Below are 16,382 nucleotides of genomic sequence, written 5' to 3'. Positions count from 1 at the left end.
AATTACGTCCTTACTATATTAATGTTTTATATCACTGGTCGTGACGGATACAGAATTTTTATTGATACGGGCATTCATGAGTTCTTCGACTTTCTCGAGTGCCACACCTTTTGTTTCCGGAATGTAGCGTTTTACGAACCACCAGGATATCAGGCAGGATACTGAGAACAGCAGCAGCGGGAATCCACCGTGGAATTTTTCACGCAGCCATGGATTATCATTGATAATCGGGAAAACCTGGCTAATGATAAAGTTGGATACCCACATTGAGGCATAAGCGATCCCCATGCCCATTGCGCGAAGCCGGTTAGGCAGAATTTCGCCCACCACGGTCCAGGCGATTTGCGACCATGTTAAGCCAAAGATGAACATGAAGCCTAACAGGCCGATGATTGAGGCATAGCCTTTAATACCAAAATAGAAAGTCAGGAAGGTAAGCGCGAGACAGATGAAGGTGCCGAAAGAGCCAATCAGCAGTAAAATACGGCGCCCGACACGATCAACGAAGACAATACCGACAAGCACGCCCAGGAACTGCAACGCCGCTAGCCAGGTGACCATAAACATGGCTTCTTCCATGCTGCTTGTGACATTCATCAACAAGGTTGGCCCAAAGTACTGAATAACGTTGATGCCGGTGAACTGGTTGAATACGGCAATCATTGACGCAATGATGATGAACATCTTCGCGTTACGTGTTAACCCCTTTATCGAAGGTACATTTTTTACAGATGTCGTTACTGAATCAGTATTAAAAGATGCTTTAATTTCATTAAATAAATTCGAGGCATGCGTAGGGTTGGAGATGCGAGTCAAGGTTTTCATCGCTTCGGCATCACGATTTTTCATTATATTCCAGCGAGGAGACTCCGGAATAAAAGCCATAAACATTAAATACAGGAAGCAAGGAATAACACCAAATCCAAGCATATAACGCCAGCCAACCGTCACCAGCCAGGTTTCATCTGCTCCTTTGGCGATCAAATAATTGACGATCAGCATCAAAACCTGTCCACCAACGAAAAAGACCATATTCATTGCGACAACGCGGCCGCGATAATCCCTTGGTGCAACTTCCGTCATATAAATAGGTGACACAACCGATGCCAGTCCAATGCCGAATCCGCCCAGAATACGGAAGATAATAAACATCGTAAAGTCGGTGGCTAATGCCATGCCCGCTACAGAAACCAGCATAAAGAATACTGTTATAGTCAGGGCTTTTTTTCTGCCATAATTATCGGCAAGTTTACCGGCGAGCCATGCGCCTAATACGCAGCCGATAACGATACTTGATACCGCCCAACCGGTCTGCGATGGCGTTAAACTAAAATGTCTGTTGAGAGGCTCAATAACACCTGAAATAACGGAAGTATCATACCCTTGTAACAGGCCACCCAATGCTGCCACGGTGCAGATCGCCATAACATAGGCGAGATTATATTTCTTCTCTTTCGTACTCATACGGTTACCTTTGCGTTTAATTCACACAGTTTGACTGAGTGAAGTCATATAATGACTGTTTTGAATTTGCGTAGATAATGAAATAGAAACGTAAAAGACAAACAATGTTAAACTGTCATTCTTAATATGTGGCCCCCAGAAAATCAGGCATGGATACGCCGCACACAAAAAATCCCTCCGGCGCTGATGTCATCTTTATGATTGACCTAAAAGTTCTCTTTCGATAATCCTGTGCGTTTCGACGGCCTGTGAGTGCATTTTTTCCGGGTATCAAAATAGTGATGCGGTAATAATGGATTCACCGTCGAATTCGAATTTTCGATTTGCAAAATTCATTTCACGTAATACGCGAAAAATCCACTTCACCTCCGCCAATGCCCCTATGCTGGTGAATTGTGGCATTAACATCTGGCGGATTAACGACAAAGGAAGAGAGTTCCATCCCGTACTGATTCAGTGCACATTTATACTCACTCAACAACGCTCTGGAAGCTCGGGGATGTTTACAGGACGGGTTGATACGCGGATGCGGGGATTGTTCAATATATTTATAACCCCACTCAGAAACCCGGCGAACCATGTCGGTAATTGATAAATGCGTAATGACGTCAACATCAAAAGCGACTTTCATTATCCCTTTCTCCTTCTGAATAAATCAGTAGTGACAGGCCTGGCCATTTCTTTTCGCCAGCATATCGGCAATAGCGCGAATGCTCTCTTTTGCGATACCTGGCTTAGGCACCAGCGACATGCCCTCCCCTCTCTTTTCGTGACTGACAGACAGCGATGTCCCCTCACTCTCCTCCCGGCGCCCGACCTGAACCCAACACATATCCCTGCCCAAAAATAGCGAAAATGCCTTTAACGAATGTCTTCGCGTTGCCATCTACTTCAGTGTATTGATTATCAATGAACCGAACGCACGCCTGGGCCATAGTCAATCTGATGGTTTCCATTCGATCCGCCTGCCAGTTTCAAGGTTGTTCACCAGCGAACGCAGGTAAGGAATGGCATGCAGGTAATGGATTAATAGGATTATGAAACAAACAATCGAAACATCAACACATTTAAAATTCATCTTTCATTTTTGGGAAGACGATCTCAAAAAGGAACATTTAAGCCGTAAATGCCCTTTACATGAAATATTTATTCTTCAATCAAAAAAATTACATATGCATGATTTATAATGAATATAAACCAACAAAAAGGCAATCGCAGACGGGTAATGAGTGATTTCAATTACATGCAGCAGTAAAATTTTAAATCCATTTATGTTAAAAATGGAATTTTAAATATCTAACATTCATGTTGAACATCGTGGCTTATCCCTCTTTTATACACAGTCGAAGGTGCCCCGTTATGGTCAGGAGACCAAAAAAATCAGATGTCATTTACCCTAGCCGTATCGCTGTAGATCCCGACGGACAGCTAACTGGCGCTTGTCTGGAAGACATAAGTACATTCTCTAACGCTTCAGGTGAATCTTCAGGCAATGCCGCCTATCGCACTGCGATTCAAGGGCTGCGCTCAGGCATGCAAGCGATCGCCCTGCGACTCACGCGTAAGCCTGTATTTGGCCCTGATCAACATTCAGGGCCATTCAGTAAAAAATCATTTTTCTGGTGAATGCCAATGCGTTTATCTACGGCTGTATTCAACGATCGCCAGTCAACCTTGCACGTGTTACGTATCAGTTTCGCCATGTTTTTTGCCTACATGACCATTGGGCTCTCCCTGACGGTCGTTCCTCTCTATGTCCATAATATTCTTGGTTACAGCGACACCCTGGTTGGATTAGTCATGGGATGCCAGTTCGTCGCAACGCTGCTGACGCGCGGGATCGCGGGACGTAATGCAGATGAACGTGGCGCAAAGCAAGTGATGCATATGGGGTTGGCGGTTAGCACACTTTCCGGCCTTATGCTGCTTGTGGCGGACAGGGTCGCTCACTTTCCTTTCCTGACGTTATTCTTCCTTTTTGCCGCCCGGATACTGTTGGGCATCAGTGAAAGCCAGATCCTGACAGGGAACCTGGCGTGGGGGCTGGGTTTGAGTGGCGACAAAAAAGGGGGCCGAGTCATGTCATGGAACGGGATAGCCACATATGGTGCTCTGGCAGCAGGCGCGCCTTTTGGCCTTTATCTCTTTCACTATTATGGATTTTGGGCAATTGGCCTTTGTACCGTCATGCTGCCTGTTATTGCCTTTACGCTGAATGCTGCCGTTCCCGCTGTCATCCCCTCACATGGCGTTCGCCTGCCTCTGTGGTCCGTTGTCGGCAAAATCTGGCGTCCAGGGCTGGCTCTTGCACTTCAGGGCATTGGTTTTGCTGTTCTCGGTACGTTTGTCTCCCTTCATTTTAACCAGCAGCACTGGGCGAACGCGGGACTGGCATTAACAGCGTTTGGCGCGATGTTTATCGCTGTACGCCTCATTTTTAGTCATTTCCCGGACCGGTTTGGCGGCAAAACTGTCGCATTTTTTTCGCTTTTAACTGAAAGCCTGGGGTTGCTGACATTGGGTACAGCATCCACACAAATGCTCGCTTTGATTGGAGCAGGCATGACCGGTGCCGGATGCTCTTTAATCTTTCCCTCGCTGGGTGTTATCGCCTTGCGTCATTCTCCTCCGCAAACAAGAGGAACGGCATTAGGTGGCTATGCCGCTTTTCAGGACATCGCCTATGGGCTTAGTGGCCCCCTTGCAGGTTTGATCGCGGTTGCAGCCGGTTATCCGATGGTCTTCCTGTTGGCGGGTGGATGTAGCATTGCGGGCGTCATTTTTGTAGCCCTTTTCATCAAGAATGAATGAGAAGCATGAAAATTTTTCTCATGACAGACCTGCTGTTCAGTAAGCAAAATCCAGGAGATCGGGGCATGTTTAACCTGTAACGCCAGAAAAGGCAGATTAGGTTTGATATTTGGCATCTCAAGGCAGGACGTTAACAATGTGATTTTTTAACGTGGCAAATCATGCATAGCGGGCCTGGCCGGGACCCGCCAGAAAGTAAGTCACTTAGCTAACAGAGGAGGGACAGACGGGACTTCCGGCGCATTATCAATATCACGTTGAGTCATCCGGAAGGCTTCAGGATAATGTTCCCGCTCCGTTCTTCGGGCTGGCTCTGTATTGCGCCATGTGTACAGGCAATGCTGACACTGATGCACCGTCCATATCCCCTCAACTGGGGATGTTGCCATGATTTCAATGTGTTCATCAGCACAACGTGGACAAATCATATTTTCTCCTTAACCGCGATTTGATAACAGGGACGTTAACTTCTCAACCCAGATTGAAGTTTCTGGCAGGTCTTTTACCGGCTGACTGTAGTGGCCGCGGGTATCCGGTGCCACGGGAGTCGTCGCATCGATCACAAGTTTATCCGTGATTCCCGCAGGGCTGGAACCCGGGTCCAGTTCCAGTACGGACATGTTTGGCAGTTGAACGAGATCGCCTTGCGGATTGACCTTTGAAGACAGCGCCCACATCACCTGAGGCAGGTTAAAGGGATCGACATCCTCATCGACCATGATCACCATCTTGACGTAGCCCAGACCATGCGGGGTTGTCATCGCCCGTACGCCTACAGCACGGGCAAATCCACCATAACGTTTCTTTGTAGAAATAATGGCCAGTAATCCGTGTGTATACATTGCATTTACAGCCTGCACCTCAGGGAAATCCGCTTTCAGCTGTTGATACAAAGGGACACAGGTTGCCGGGCCCATCAGATAATCAATTTCGGTCCAGGGCATTCCCAGATATAATGACTCGAATATTGGCTTAGTGCGGTAGGAGACCTTATCAATCCGTACAACGGTCATATTGCGACCGCCGGAATAATGGCCGGTGAATTCGCCAAACGGTCCTTCAATCTCACGTTTGCGCCCTTCTATCACGCCTTCAAGAATGACTTCCGATCCCCACGGCACATCAAAGCCGGTCAGAGGCGCGGAGGCGATGGGGTACGGGCTTTCACGCAGCGCACCTGCCATCTCATATTCTGACTGGTCGTATTTCAGCGGCGTGGCGCCCATCAATGTAATAATGGGGTCATTCCCCAGCGTAATAGCCACTGGCAGATCGTCGCCACGTTCTTCGGCCTTATGGAGATGAAGTGCAATGTCATGCATCGGCACGGGCTGTAGCCCGAGTTTACGTTTACCTTTCACCTCCATCCGGTAAATGCCGACGTTTTGCTTACCGAAATGTTCTGGATCAAGCGGGTCACGTGATACTACGCAGGCCTTATCAAGATAGAAACCGCCGTCGCCGTCGTTCAGGCGGAACAGGGGAAGGATGTCGAAGAGATTGATCTCTTCACCATCAACGGTATTTTCTGACCAGGGCGCATTGTCGCGCCGCTCTGGTGCCACAGGAAAAGTGTCCCAGCGACGAATGAATTCATCTATCTGCTGTTTCACTGGGGTATTCATTGGGAGGCCCAGTGAAATTGCATGGTTTTGCCAGGAACCAATAGTGTTCATCACAACATGAGCATGATTGAACCCCTTTATTTTTTTGAATGAGATTGCCGGTGCACCTTCACCAATTCGGCCTGTAGCATTAGCGGCCGCGGCAATATCAGGTTCGGGTAAAACCTCTTCATCAATCTCAAGAAGCTGCCCCTGCTCGTCCAGAGCCTTAAGGAAGCTACGTAGGTCATCAAAAGCCATTATTTACTCTCCATACTCAGGGATTTCTTAGAATTGTTCAGGCCTTTCCAGCGATTTGCCTTTGGCGAGGCAATCCCAAACTGGTCGAGAACACGAGAAACGACATGATCGATCACATCATCAATTACTGCGGGGTGGTTATAAAAAGCGGGCATGGGCGGAACCATAGATACGCCAAGACGGGAAAGGGCTAGCATATTTTCCAGGTGAATGGTGCTGAGAGGCGTCTCTCTGGGGACCAGCACAAGTTTTCTGCCTTCTTTAATGACGACATCAGCAGCCCGTCCAATAAGGCCTTCCGCGTATCCCATGCGAATTCCCGCTAAGGTTTTCATACTGCAAGGAATAATGACCATCCCATCGGTGTGAAAAGAACCTGAAGAGAGAGTAGCGGCCTGGTCGGACGGGCCATACACAACATCAGCCATGCTCATCACCTCACGCGATGAAAAAGGCGTTTCGAGTTCAATTGTGGTTTTAGCCCACTTGCTCAAAATCAGATGAGTTTCAACCTCTTTGATTTCCTGCAAAATGCTGAGCAGAGCCACCCCTAAAGGGGCACCTGTTGCTCCCGTCATACCGATTACAATTCTCATCTGACTTCCTTGCAAATAACGTTCGTGTACGAATGAAATTAACAGTAATCTACTCAAACCGATAAAGTCAATTGATTTCCATGGTTACTATTTTCAGTGTGACCTTTTGTATCTGGTGATAAAGAATGTTTAACGGTGGGATAATGATTTAACATTAACTAAATACGAGGATGACAGAGCCAGAGAAAAGTTAATATGAACAATGACTTGAGCAACCTTTTCTTCCATTTGACGAGGCAACTTCTACAGGAACATACCGCCCTGTGGCAGGAAGCGATGCCCTTTCTGACAAAGCAGCAGTATGCTGTTCTTTCAGCCGTACATGCTAAACCGGGAATCGAACAACTGGAATTAACAGAGGCGGCGTTAAGTTCGAAGGCTACGCTGGCAGAATTGCTGGTTCGCATGGAACATAAAGGTCTGATACAACGTGAAGAAGGAAAAAAAGACAAACGTCGTAGATTTGTTACGCTTACCGATCAGGGCGAAGAGATGCTTAACACTGCATCACCGATTGCTGAAAGCGTTGATTCACATTTTCTGAACAGGTTAGAAGACCATGAGCAAAAGGAAATCATAAGCCTTCTTAAAATCATGTTAAAAAAACAGGCTTCCTGAAAGCATCCCGTTATTCTTCAGAAACAGATTTAATGGCAGGGTTGTGCCTTGATCGGGCATGATTCACGCAACGCTGAGTAAATCAAAGGTCGGCGGGTCACTGAAATGACAGAGAAAACAGCGCTGGTTGACGGGGCGAAGCAAGAAACCGTCTGAGTGCTCATCTTTGCCCTGACTAACACGCACTTTAAGGATTTCAGCATGACCACTTTTCATCAACTCAACGCCACCAGCCTGAATGGCCAGCACATCTCGATGGCCGACTATGCTGGCAAGCTGGTTCTGGTGGTGAATACCGCCAGCCATTGTGGATTCACTCCACAATATGCAGGTCTTGAAGCACTCTACAAAAAGTACGCTGCGCAGGGGCTGGTGGTACTGGGTTTCCCTTGCAACCAGTTCGGTAAGCAGGAACCGGGCAGTGCCGACGACATCGCGCAGACCTGTCACATTCACTACGGTGTGAGCTTCCCCATGTTCGAAAAAGTAGAGGTTAACGGCCCCGGAACGCATCCGCTATTCCGTTACCTGAAAGCGGAATTACCCGGTGTGCTGGGTGGGCGGATTAAATGGAACTTCACTAAGTTTTTGATCGGACGCGACGGCAAACCACTCAAGCGTTTTGCACCCATCGCTACGCCGGAAAAAATGGAAGCCACCCTCCTTGCGGCACTTGAAAGCTAACCAGGATGGTCAAATTTATCCTTGGCCATTTTCTACAAACTGATGCTATCCAGACTGGATTACCCTTTACTGATCGCTCGCAACGTCTTTTAACGCTATAACGTTGCTCATTACGCAAAGAGCCGGTCGCTTAATAAAAAGCACGCCCTTCTCTTGGGCAGGGATGGCAGGGATGGCAGGGATGGCAGGGATGGCAGGGATGGCAGGGATGGCAGGGATGTTGCTATATCCTGTCCTCAGCGCGCAATACCGGTATCCATTCATTTTTAATGCCACTATCCAGCACTGAAGCGTAATCGGCCAGGCGCGACGATTTTCGCCTTTACCACGTGTTACTTGAGGCAAGCGGATGAACATTGACTGGCACAGCGCAGAACTGACGCGCATGACGATCGTGGATAAAAACTATAAAAATACGCAAAACGTGCGCCGCTTTATGGTTGCACAGTGCGGAGAACGTTTCCGGTTCGATCGGGATTTTATGGCCTGGATACGCAATGACATTCCCAAAAACCTGGGAGAGGTGGTGGATGAATGGAAGCGCAGAAAGGCTGGCTGACACTCACAATCTGTTCATCCCCTCTCCTTTTTGCTTTCGGGCATCTGTCCGGGCACCGTTTACGTCCGCACCTGGTGCCGACGCATGAAAATAACGGCCAGCAGGCGTACGCGGCGGTTATTTTATTGCGGCTTTACAGAGCCAAGCCTGCCAGGGTGACAAAAAAGGCCCGATCACCGATCGGGCCTTTGCTCATACACAGGTCATTCACCGAATGTCTGACGCCGTTATTTCGACAGCAGTTCTTTACGGATGATTTCTGCACCGGCGCTGAGGGCACTCAGCTTGCCCCGGGCAACCTGACGGGATAACGGCGTCATGCCACAGTTGGTAGAGGGGTAAAGCTTATCGGCATCCACAAACTGAAGGGCTTTACGCAGCGTATCGGCCACTTCTTCAGGGGTTTCGATCGCGTTGGTTGCCACATCAATGGCCCCGACCATCACTTTTTTGCCGCGAATCAGTTCGATAAGATCCATCGGCACGCGAGAGTTTTGGCATTCCAGCGAGATGATATCAATGTTCGACTTCTGCAGTTTAGGGAAGACTTCCTCATACTGACGCCATTCGGTTCCGAGCGTCTTTTTCCAGTCGGTGTTGGCTTTGATGCCGTAACCGTAGCAAATGTGCACAGCGGTCTCGCACTTGAGCCCTTCAACGGCGCGTTCCAGGGCGGCAATGCCCCAGTCATTCACCTCATCGAAAAACACGTTAAATGCCGGTTCGTCAAACTGGATAATATCGACACCCGCCGCCTCAAGCTCCTTCGCTTCCTGGTTAAGAATTTTGGCAAATTCCCAAGCCAGTTTTTCGCGGCTCTTGTAATGGTTGTCATACAGCGTATCAATCATGGTCATGGGACCCGGCAGCGCCCATTTGATCTGTTTATTCGTCAGCTGACGTAAAAATTTGGCATCTTCAACGAAGACCGGCTTCTGGCGCGCCACTTCACCCACCACACTCGGCACGCTGGCATCATAACGATTACGGATTTTAACGATCTCGCGTTTTTCAAAATCCACACCGCTGAGGTGTTCAATAAAGGTGGTCACAAAGTGTTGGCGCGTTTGCTCACCATCGCTGACGATATCGATACCGGCGCGATCCTGATCGTCCAGAATCAAACGCAGTGCGTCTTTCTTGCCATCGATTAATTCTTCATTTTCCAGTTTCCAGGGCGACCACAGTGTTTCAGGTTGCGCAAGCCAGGACGGTTTTGGCAGGCTTCCCGCCGTGGAAGTCGGTAACAAAGTTTTCATAACAGGTAACCTTATACTGAGTTAATCAAAGAACGTAATTAGCAGACCATTGCTCAAGAACATTTTTGTAGGGTTTGATGAAGTTCTTCTCGGTAAACTTCCCTTGTTCAATAGCCAGATGGCTACGCTCTTCTCGGTCGTAAACAATTTGCGTTAAAGAATAATCCCGATGGCTCAGGCTCGGTTGATATTCAATACCAGCCGGCGAGTTTGCATTATAGATCTCAGGGCGATAAATCTTCTGGAACGTTTCCATCGTACTGATGGTGCTGATGAGTTCGAGATTAGTGTAATCACGCAGCAAATCACCCGTAAAATAGAACGCCAGGGGCGCAACGCTGTTTTCAGGCATAAAATAGCGCGCATGTAATCCCATCTTACTGAAGTATTTATCGGTCAGCGAATATTCATCCTGCTGGTACTCAATGCCCAGTACCGGGTGACGGTTGCCGGTGCGGACATAGGTGTTTTTGCTTGAAACACTCAGGCAGATCACCGGTGACTTGCTAAAATTCGCCTTGTAAGCCTCTGATTGCAGGAAGCATTTGAAGATATTGCCATGCAGCTCGCCAAAGTTTTCCGGGATAGTAAACACTGGATTATTTTTGTTGTGCTCTGACAGCAAGACGCTGAAGTCATAGTCACGCACGTAAGAAGAGAAGTTGTTCCCCACAATGCCTTCAATACGTTCGTCGGTTTTTTTATCGACGATACTGGTTTTCAATATTTCGATAACCGGGAAAGCATCGCGATTATTTTCCACATTGATATTCATCTCAACGGAAATGATCTCAAGCTCGACAGAATAACGGTCCCCTTTCGGGTTATCCCAGTGCGCCAGGGAATTAAAACGATTATCCATCATCACCAGGGCGTTACGCAGGTTTTCCTGGCGGTTCTTGCCACGGGCCAGGTTAGCGAAGTTGGTCGTGATGCGCGTGTTTTCTGACGGATTATAATTCTCATCAAAAACACTGCTCTTAATCGTAAAGGTGAAATTGTTATTCATCGTATCTGGATCCTGAATTCTGATGTAAAAACTGCGTTATTTGCCAGACCGGTCTGCTTGTCTCGTCTGCTTCACAGTTTTTAACGCGCCTGCAATCAATAAGCATATTTTATGCCAGAGTCGTAACATGAGTGAAAGCGACTTAATTTCACATTAACATGAGCCTTCTTCATGGTGGTCCTTCCGTTGCTGTACGAACCCCTGCCCACACTGTGGCTGGTGGGCATGGGGAGCGCAACGTGCAGAGTAAAATAAGGCCTGCCGGGGCTGACAGAACGCGGCTAACACTCGGCAGGACGCCTCTCTCCTGCCCTGTTCCAAACGCTGCCAGATGTCAGCACCTGCTATCGTCATGCAGAAAGACAAGACGCAACAGGATGGCCAGCGGTTATTTCTTTTTGGTGAGCATCGACTTTAGATCGGCAAAGGGATTGTAGGTGGCGGCCCCCACATCATCCTGCGCATCCTCGCCAGCCACAACGGATGTGCCGTACTGATCGGCTTCCGTATACTTTGAGTGTTCGTGATCATGGCAGTACAGGCACAGCAGCTCCCAGTTACTGCCGTCTGGCGGATTATTGGTGTGGTCGTGATCGATGTGGTGAACCGTTAATTCCCGCAGGTTTGAATAAACAAACTCCCGCGAGCATCGCCCACAAACCCACGGATAGATTTTTAATGCTTTTTCACGATAGCCACTTTCCAGCCGCGAGTAGTTTTTGGGGATCAGAGCCATGACCGACGTTACCTGTATGATGAGATTTTTTCACTTGTGATTGCAGCAGGCTAACCTGCTTATCGGATGACTTCAAGTTGTATGCTGGGTCCGTTTTTTGCCCGTTTTTCCCGCCGCCTACCTGTTCCGTTCAGCGCTAAAGCCAGAAGCACATTTCCTGTCTGTTGAGCAATGCCTGGGTGCGATAACGTTATGTGTGCTGGATAAAGGGACAGGACCAGAAGCCGGTAACCAGGCCCCCTCATCGGCCTGTTAAAATGCCAAGCCTGCCCTGAATGATTTCACCTGACCCGATACAAAACGTGCATGTTATTCTGCACAGACATGCATTGTAAGCATTTCCCTTAACGTAAGCCTTCCAGCTTTGGAGCGTCCCAGACAGAATAAAAAATTCGTTCATGATTTCAGGCCTTCTCTAAAGCCGTTTTTCCTTTGAATTTATGGAGCAGAAATGAGAACGCAGAAACGTTGCATAGGTTATATCGCCATTGTGGTTGATGACTACGATCGGGCTATTGAGTATTACACTGACAAGCTGGGCTTTATTCTTGTTGAGGACACACCGCAGCCGGGTAAACGTTGGGTGGTCGTCACGCCGAATCCGGAAAGCGATTGTCATCTCCTCCTGGCACGCGCCTCAAATGACCGCCAGGAAAGCTTTATTGGTAATCAATGCGGCGGCAGAGTGTTCCTGTTCCTGCAGAGCAATGATTTCTGGCACGACTACCAAGCCATGAAAGCGAAAGGTGTGACGTTTTGTGAGGAACCACGAGAGGAAGAGTATGGGCTGGTTGTGGTTTTTGAAGACCTCTATGGCAACCGTTGGGATCTTTACCAGAACAGGTAAACCAAAACGACAGGCCTGTAAAACAGGAAACAGAGGTTCACAGATAAGGGCTGCCATCTGACCTTGTGATGTGATTACCCATGCTCAATGCGGTGGTTCAGTTTCCTTAATCGCTGGACATCGATGACAGGGGCCATAAATATGGATGTCTTCCGATCCCAGAGCTTCAGCAGATAAAGGCATTATGGAAGAAAAGCTAAAATTTATGATGTTGGCGCTTGAGTACTCCCGCCAGGCATTACCCGAATGCAGACCCAATCCCCCTGTCGGATGCGTGATCGTTCATGACGGCGAGGTTGTTGCTAAGGGGTTTACACAACCACCAGGCCAACACCATGCTGAGATCGACGCGATCGCAAAACTTACCTTCCCCATTAGCGAATGTGAAATATATGTCACGCTTGAGCCCTGCTCTTTTCAGGGCAGAACGCCTTCGTGTGCTTTAACAATTGCAGAGCTAAAGCCAAAACATATTTATATTGCCATGGACGATCCGCACCCGAAGAACAGGGGAACGGGACGCACTATTTTAAAAAAGGCAGGCATCAGCTTTACATCGGGCATCGGAAAGCAGGCGGTCGAGAAATTTCTTTTCCCCTATCTGGACACGTCTTCTTCATAAACATCACTTTTATCGCCGCATTGGGATCTCCGCGGGACGTTATCCCATCATCATCCCGACATTTTCGTCGTGATGGCACTTACCGCCCGGCCAGAACGGCCCGGCTTTGCCAGTAGCCAATAATCTGTTCTGTGGGCACGCGCAGCTCACTCTGGTTAATGCATGAACGGGCAAATAAGCGGATGCCCGCACGCTTGTTAATTTTCCCGCCCCCCGCCGCTGACTGGCAGAAAAATCGCGAGATGAATGTTATGATTAACCCATTCTATTCAGTCACAAAAGACACAGGTGCAAACCCTGAGGGCAAGATATGAACAACGAAGTCTCACTGAAATACTATGACATTGCCGATGAGTATTCGTCAGAAACGGAAACGCCGGTAAGCGAATCCGAGCGTGACGCCCTGGCACACTATTTCCAGTTGCTGATTGGCCGTTTAATGAATAACGAAGAAATCAGTGAAGAAGCGCAGAAAGAGATGGCCGTTGAAGCGGGCATTAATGAACAACGCATTGATGAGATCGCCACCTTCCTGAATCAGTGGGGCAACGAAGACTAATTCCGGTAAACGCTGCCGCTAAAGCACCTGTGCCGGAGCACAGGTGCAGGCGATAAACACTATACCGCGTGTTGGCTAAAGGATGCGGATTCCGCTTCCTCATCGGTAATGTTAGGTTGAGAAAAGCTCGCTTTAACGCCCCAAAAGTAGCAGGCCAGCGACGCGACGATAATGAGGATCATATCGAGTGGTGCGTCAATCATACCGCTTCCGCCGTAGGTACCCAGCATAGAAACCACCATGACCGCGATGTAATAAGCCAGCAGCCACCAGGCGCACTGCAAATCCTGACTGAACTGGTTGCTCTTTTTGCCAAAGATCGCGTAAGCGACCCAGGCAACAATCAGAATCGGAATGAGGATCTCATTAACAGACCAGCCGCTCCAGTAAATCAAAAGCGTACTGGCAACAAACGCCAGCGGGCTGAGAACCGCCGCAACGGGCAGACGAAACGGACGCTGCATTTCGGGCAGGTGTTGACGAAAAGCGCCCAGGGTTATCGGGCCGGGCATGTAAGTAAAAACGGTTGCCGACGTCACCGCGCCGATTAAACCGCCCCAGACCTGAAACTCGGAAGGCAATGTCCAGGCGATGGCCAGCAGCAACGACAGCCACAATGCACCACGCGGTACACCAGATTTTGCATCCACTTTGCCAAACACTTTAAACAGATGGCCATTACGCGCCCAGGCAAACAGCACGCGCGCGGCGCCGGCCAGGTAGATGTTGCCGGTCCCGGCCGGGGAAATCACCGCGTCGATAAGAATCAGGTTAATCAACCAGGTCAGCCCCAGGCTGCGCGCCAGATCGGCATAGGGAGACTGGAATATCTGCTTCAGCCCTGCCCAGCCATGTTGTGACAGCAAATCGGTCGGTACCGCCCCCATGAACGCATACTGCAGGGCCAGGTAAATCACGAAGCTGACAGCAATGGCAATACCGATTGCCAGCGGCACGTTGCGCTGTGGATTTTTAGCTTCACTGGCAAAATCAACCGCCTGACGAAAGCCAAGATAGGCAAAGACAATCCCTGCCCCCGTCAGTGAGCTGAAAACGCCATGAGCCCCACCCGGCGGTGAAGGTGGAACATCAAGGTTTGGCGCATGGAAGTAAAGCAGAAGTGTCACGATGGTCAGCAACGGCACGATAAATTTGAAGGTGGTGACAATCGTGTTCACCCGCCCAAAGAAGCTGACGCTCCAGTAGTTGAGCAGAAAAAACACCACCAGCAGCCCAATCTGCACGCCAAACCCTAACCCCGTTGGGCTGCCGTCCTCATGCCCCAGTGCGGGCCACCAGTAGATCGCATACTGACGAACGGCCTCAACTTCCACCCCTGCGGTGCTGGTATAGGCCAGCAGCGAGCTGACACCAATCACGAAACCAACGATGTTGCCGTGCGAATAATTGGGATAGCGAACAAAACCGCCGGCGCGCGGTAGCGCTGAGGACAGCTCGGCGTAAACCAGGCCAATCATCAGAACGATCGCGGCACCCAGTACCCATGCCCAGCCGGTATGGCTGCCCGCATAGCCGGAACTGTTAAGGGCGGCATATAACCAGCCCGAACCGATCATTGAGCCGATGCCAAGTAATGACAGATCGACCAACCCTAATTTCTTTTTAAGTCCCGTAGATGCCATGCTATGCCCCTGTCTGATTATTGGATGTTGTAGGTGGGAATAAAGCATATTGTGTGCCAGCAATATTTTGCTGTCGTAATAGTTTATGTAAGAAACATTCCAGATCACATAACCTGCCAGATAAGGGTTTCAGGAATCCGTTTCAACAGAAATATAAAATATCCGTAGGCGTGAGTAGCGATGTTAAGCATGAGATCAGGGTGCAACGCGCACTGCAATGATCCAGAAAATATATAGCGACGCTATTTGAAACATTCCGTCACCAGTGCAAAAGTTGTGACATATATTCAGGGGAGAGGTCGTTAGCATCGCCTTTAGTCAGTTGAATGACGCCACGCAAAATAACGCGACGTGAGTTTCCCCGTCATCCCTTTGCTGTCAGGGCCTGCGTTGCAGTGATGGAGGAGCATCGAGGAGTCAAGCAGACTGCGTAAAAATGCGGATGAGGTTGCCCTTTTTCACCTGACACCCGATATTTCAATGCGTTTTCCCATCGGATGTTTTATGAATAAAAAAAGAAAATTAAAAAGAGAGGGGTCATCAGACATTCAGCGTAATGATGCTGCTGCGCCCTGTGTTAATGATTACGGCAATAAGAAATCATCGTCTGAAAAAGGTGCCCTCTGTCTCCTTGCTTTTTTTAGTCCAAGTATCAGCAGAAGCACCCTATATTCAACTTATGGCTATCCGTTGCGGTAACCGCTTTTTTATACTGCCATCAGTCCACAATAAACAGCGTCGCCCCTTCTCTGGTGGTTGATCGATGAGCTTCGGCATCGTCGGCAACCTGATAACTCACGCCCGGCGTTAATACAAACGTGCGTCCATCGTCCAGCTCTGTGACCATTTCGCCTTTCAGGCACAGAAGAATATGCCCTTTTATACACCAGTGATCGGCCACGTAGCCGGGGGAATAGTCGACCATTCTGACTCTGATATCGCCAAACTTTGCCACGCGCCAGAGCGCAAACCCGCTATCACCCGGATGCCGTTCTGCCTCTATCTGTGCCCAGTCTGTTATCCCGAAAGGGATATTTTCCATTTTCATTTTTCAGGCCTTATTGTTGCGCTTCGCTGACAGTTAGGTGCGTGGGCGAGAAACGGCACGCC

The 16,382-nt window shown here is 48.9% G+C and carries 16 protein-coding genes and 2 pseudogenes; 7 read left to right on the top strand and 11 right to left on the bottom strand.

The genetic code is table 11. The features are described from left to right. Positions 1–18: 18 nt before the first annotated feature. The 3 genes and pseudogenes from ACPXSQ_RS04475 to ACPXSQ_RS04465 all read right to left on the bottom strand — a co-directional run. Positions 19–1,464: a sugar porter family MFS transporter gene (locus ACPXSQ_RS04475; protein WP_426142921.1), complete on the bottom strand. Its 1,446-nt coding sequence runs from the start codon at positions 1,462–1,464 to the stop codon at positions 19–21. Positions 1,465–1,659: 195 nt separating this feature from the next. Continuing rightward, positions 1,660–2,095, bottom strand: a pseudogene (locus tag ACPXSQ_RS04470) (hypothetical protein). A 166-nt stretch (positions 2,096–2,261) separates the two neighbouring features. Continuing rightward, a pseudogene (locus ACPXSQ_RS04465) lies at positions 2,262–2,420 on the bottom strand (thiamine pyrophosphate-binding protein); the annotation flags it as partial. A 676-nt stretch (positions 2,421–3,096) separates the two neighbouring features. On the opposite strand from ACPXSQ_RS04465, the gene ACPXSQ_RS04460 reads away from it, so the two are divergent. Next, positions 3,097–4,275, top strand: a complete 1,179-nt coding sequence (locus ACPXSQ_RS04460) for an MFS transporter (RefSeq protein WP_105078568.1) — start codon at positions 3,097–3,099, stop codon at positions 4,273–4,275. Positions 4,276–4,475: 200 nt separating this feature from the next. Here the strand turns inward: ACPXSQ_RS04460 and ACPXSQ_RS04455 are convergent, their stop codons facing one another. The 3 genes from ACPXSQ_RS04455 to ACPXSQ_RS04445 are packed head-to-tail and all read right to left on the bottom strand — an operon-like array spanning position 4,476 to position 6,736. Further along, positions 4,476–4,703 (bottom strand): non-oxidative hydroxyarylic acid decarboxylases subunit D, encoded by a 228-nt coding sequence (locus ACPXSQ_RS04455; protein WP_013025504.1) that lies wholly within the window; start codon positions 4,701–4,703, stop codon positions 4,476–4,478. Between the two features lie 9 nt (positions 4,704–4,712). Further along, entirely contained in the window at positions 4,713–6,140 is a 1,428-nt protein-coding gene (locus ACPXSQ_RS04450) for a non-oxidative hydroxyarylic acid decarboxylases subunit C (RefSeq protein WP_015700477.1), read from the bottom strand. Continuing rightward, positions 6,140–6,736, bottom strand: coding sequence for a non-oxidative hydroxyarylic acid decarboxylases subunit B (locus ACPXSQ_RS04445; protein WP_014606031.1), 597 nt, complete (start codon positions 6,734–6,736; stop codon positions 6,140–6,142). Before ACPXSQ_RS04445 ends, ACPXSQ_RS04450 begins: the two co-directional genes overlap by 1 nt. A gap of 195 nt (positions 6,737–6,931) precedes the next feature. Between ACPXSQ_RS04445 and ACPXSQ_RS04440 the strand changes: the two genes are divergently transcribed. The 3 genes from ACPXSQ_RS04440 to ACPXSQ_RS04430 all read left to right on the top strand — a co-directional run bounded on the left by ACPXSQ_RS04440 (position 6,932) and on the right by ACPXSQ_RS04430 (position 8,597). After that, positions 6,932–7,354 (top strand): MarR family winged helix-turn-helix transcriptional regulator, encoded by a 423-nt coding sequence (locus ACPXSQ_RS04440; protein ID WP_013025501.1) that lies wholly within the window; start codon positions 6,932–6,934, stop codon positions 7,352–7,354. A gap of 201 nt (positions 7,355–7,555) precedes the next feature. Further along, positions 7,556–8,038, top strand: a complete 483-nt coding sequence (locus ACPXSQ_RS04435; RefSeq protein ID WP_026021004.1) for a glutathione peroxidase — start codon at positions 7,556–7,558, stop codon at positions 8,036–8,038. Between the two features lie 349 nt (positions 8,039–8,387). Then, positions 8,388–8,597, top strand: a complete 210-nt coding sequence (locus ACPXSQ_RS04430) for a DUF6434 domain-containing protein (RefSeq protein WP_019105799.1) — start codon at positions 8,388–8,390, stop codon at positions 8,595–8,597. 227 nt (positions 8,598–8,824) lie between these two features. Here ACPXSQ_RS04430 and ACPXSQ_RS04425 read toward each other — a convergent pair whose 3' ends face one another. From ACPXSQ_RS04425 to yajD, 3 genes are all read right to left on the bottom strand, one after another. Further along, positions 8,825–9,856, bottom strand: coding sequence for a methionine synthase (locus tag ACPXSQ_RS04425; protein ID WP_013025498.1), 1,032 nt, complete (start codon positions 9,854–9,856; stop codon positions 8,825–8,827). 25 nt (positions 9,857–9,881) lie between these two features. Then, on the bottom strand, positions 9,882–10,865 hold the full coding sequence (locus ACPXSQ_RS04420) for a DUF1852 domain-containing protein (RefSeq protein ID WP_013025497.1): 984 nt from the start codon (positions 10,863–10,865) through the stop codon (positions 9,882–9,884). Positions 10,866–11,253: 388 nt separating this feature from the next. Further along, the gene (gene yajD, locus ACPXSQ_RS04415; protein ID WP_013025496.1) at positions 11,254–11,601 is read right to left on the bottom strand and encodes an HNH nuclease YajD; all 348 of its coding nucleotides are present in this window, start codon (positions 11,599–11,601) and stop codon (positions 11,254–11,256) included. A gap of 451 nt (positions 11,602–12,052) precedes the next feature. On the opposite strand from yajD, the gene ACPXSQ_RS04410 reads away from it, so the two are divergent. The 3 genes from ACPXSQ_RS04410 (at position 12,053) to ACPXSQ_RS04400 (ending at position 13,629) form a co-directional block, all read left to right on the top strand. Further along, entirely contained in the window at positions 12,053–12,448 is a 396-nt protein-coding gene (locus tag ACPXSQ_RS04410) for a VOC family protein (protein ID WP_013025495.1), read from the top strand. Positions 12,449–12,593: 145 nt separating this feature from the next. Continuing rightward, positions 12,594–13,070, top strand: a complete 477-nt coding sequence (locus ACPXSQ_RS04405) for a bifunctional diaminohydroxyphosphoribosylaminopyrimidine deaminase/5-amino-6-(5-phosphoribosylamino)uracil reductase RibD (RefSeq protein ID WP_105083094.1) — start codon at positions 12,594–12,596, stop codon at positions 13,068–13,070. A 310-nt stretch (positions 13,071–13,380) separates the two neighbouring features. After that, positions 13,381–13,629 (top strand): DUF2543 family protein, encoded by a 249-nt coding sequence (locus ACPXSQ_RS04400; protein ID WP_013025493.1) that lies wholly within the window; start codon positions 13,381–13,383, stop codon positions 13,627–13,629. Positions 13,630–13,688: 59 nt separating this feature from the next. Here ACPXSQ_RS04400 and ACPXSQ_RS04395 read toward each other — a convergent pair whose 3' ends face one another. Both ACPXSQ_RS04395 and ACPXSQ_RS04390 read right to left on the bottom strand, forming a co-directional pair. Further along, a complete protein-coding gene (locus ACPXSQ_RS04395; RefSeq protein ID WP_426142913.1) occupies positions 13,689–15,272 on the bottom strand; it encodes an APC family permease in 1,584 nt (527 codons plus the stop codon). A 718-nt stretch (positions 15,273–15,990) separates the two neighbouring features. Continuing rightward, positions 15,991–16,320: a DHCW motif cupin fold protein gene (locus tag ACPXSQ_RS04390; protein WP_013025491.1), complete on the bottom strand. Its 330-nt coding sequence runs from the start codon at positions 16,318–16,320 to the stop codon at positions 15,991–15,993. Positions 16,321–16,382 lie beyond the last annotated feature (62 nt).

It is taken from the genome of Pantoea sp. EEL5 (assembly GCF_049892805.1).
Taxonomy (GTDB): Bacteria; Pseudomonadota; Gammaproteobacteria; order Enterobacterales; family Enterobacteriaceae; genus Pantoea; species Pantoea ananatis.
Note: the sequence above shows the minus strand (reverse complement) of the source record. Positions and strands in the feature narration are given on the sequence as shown.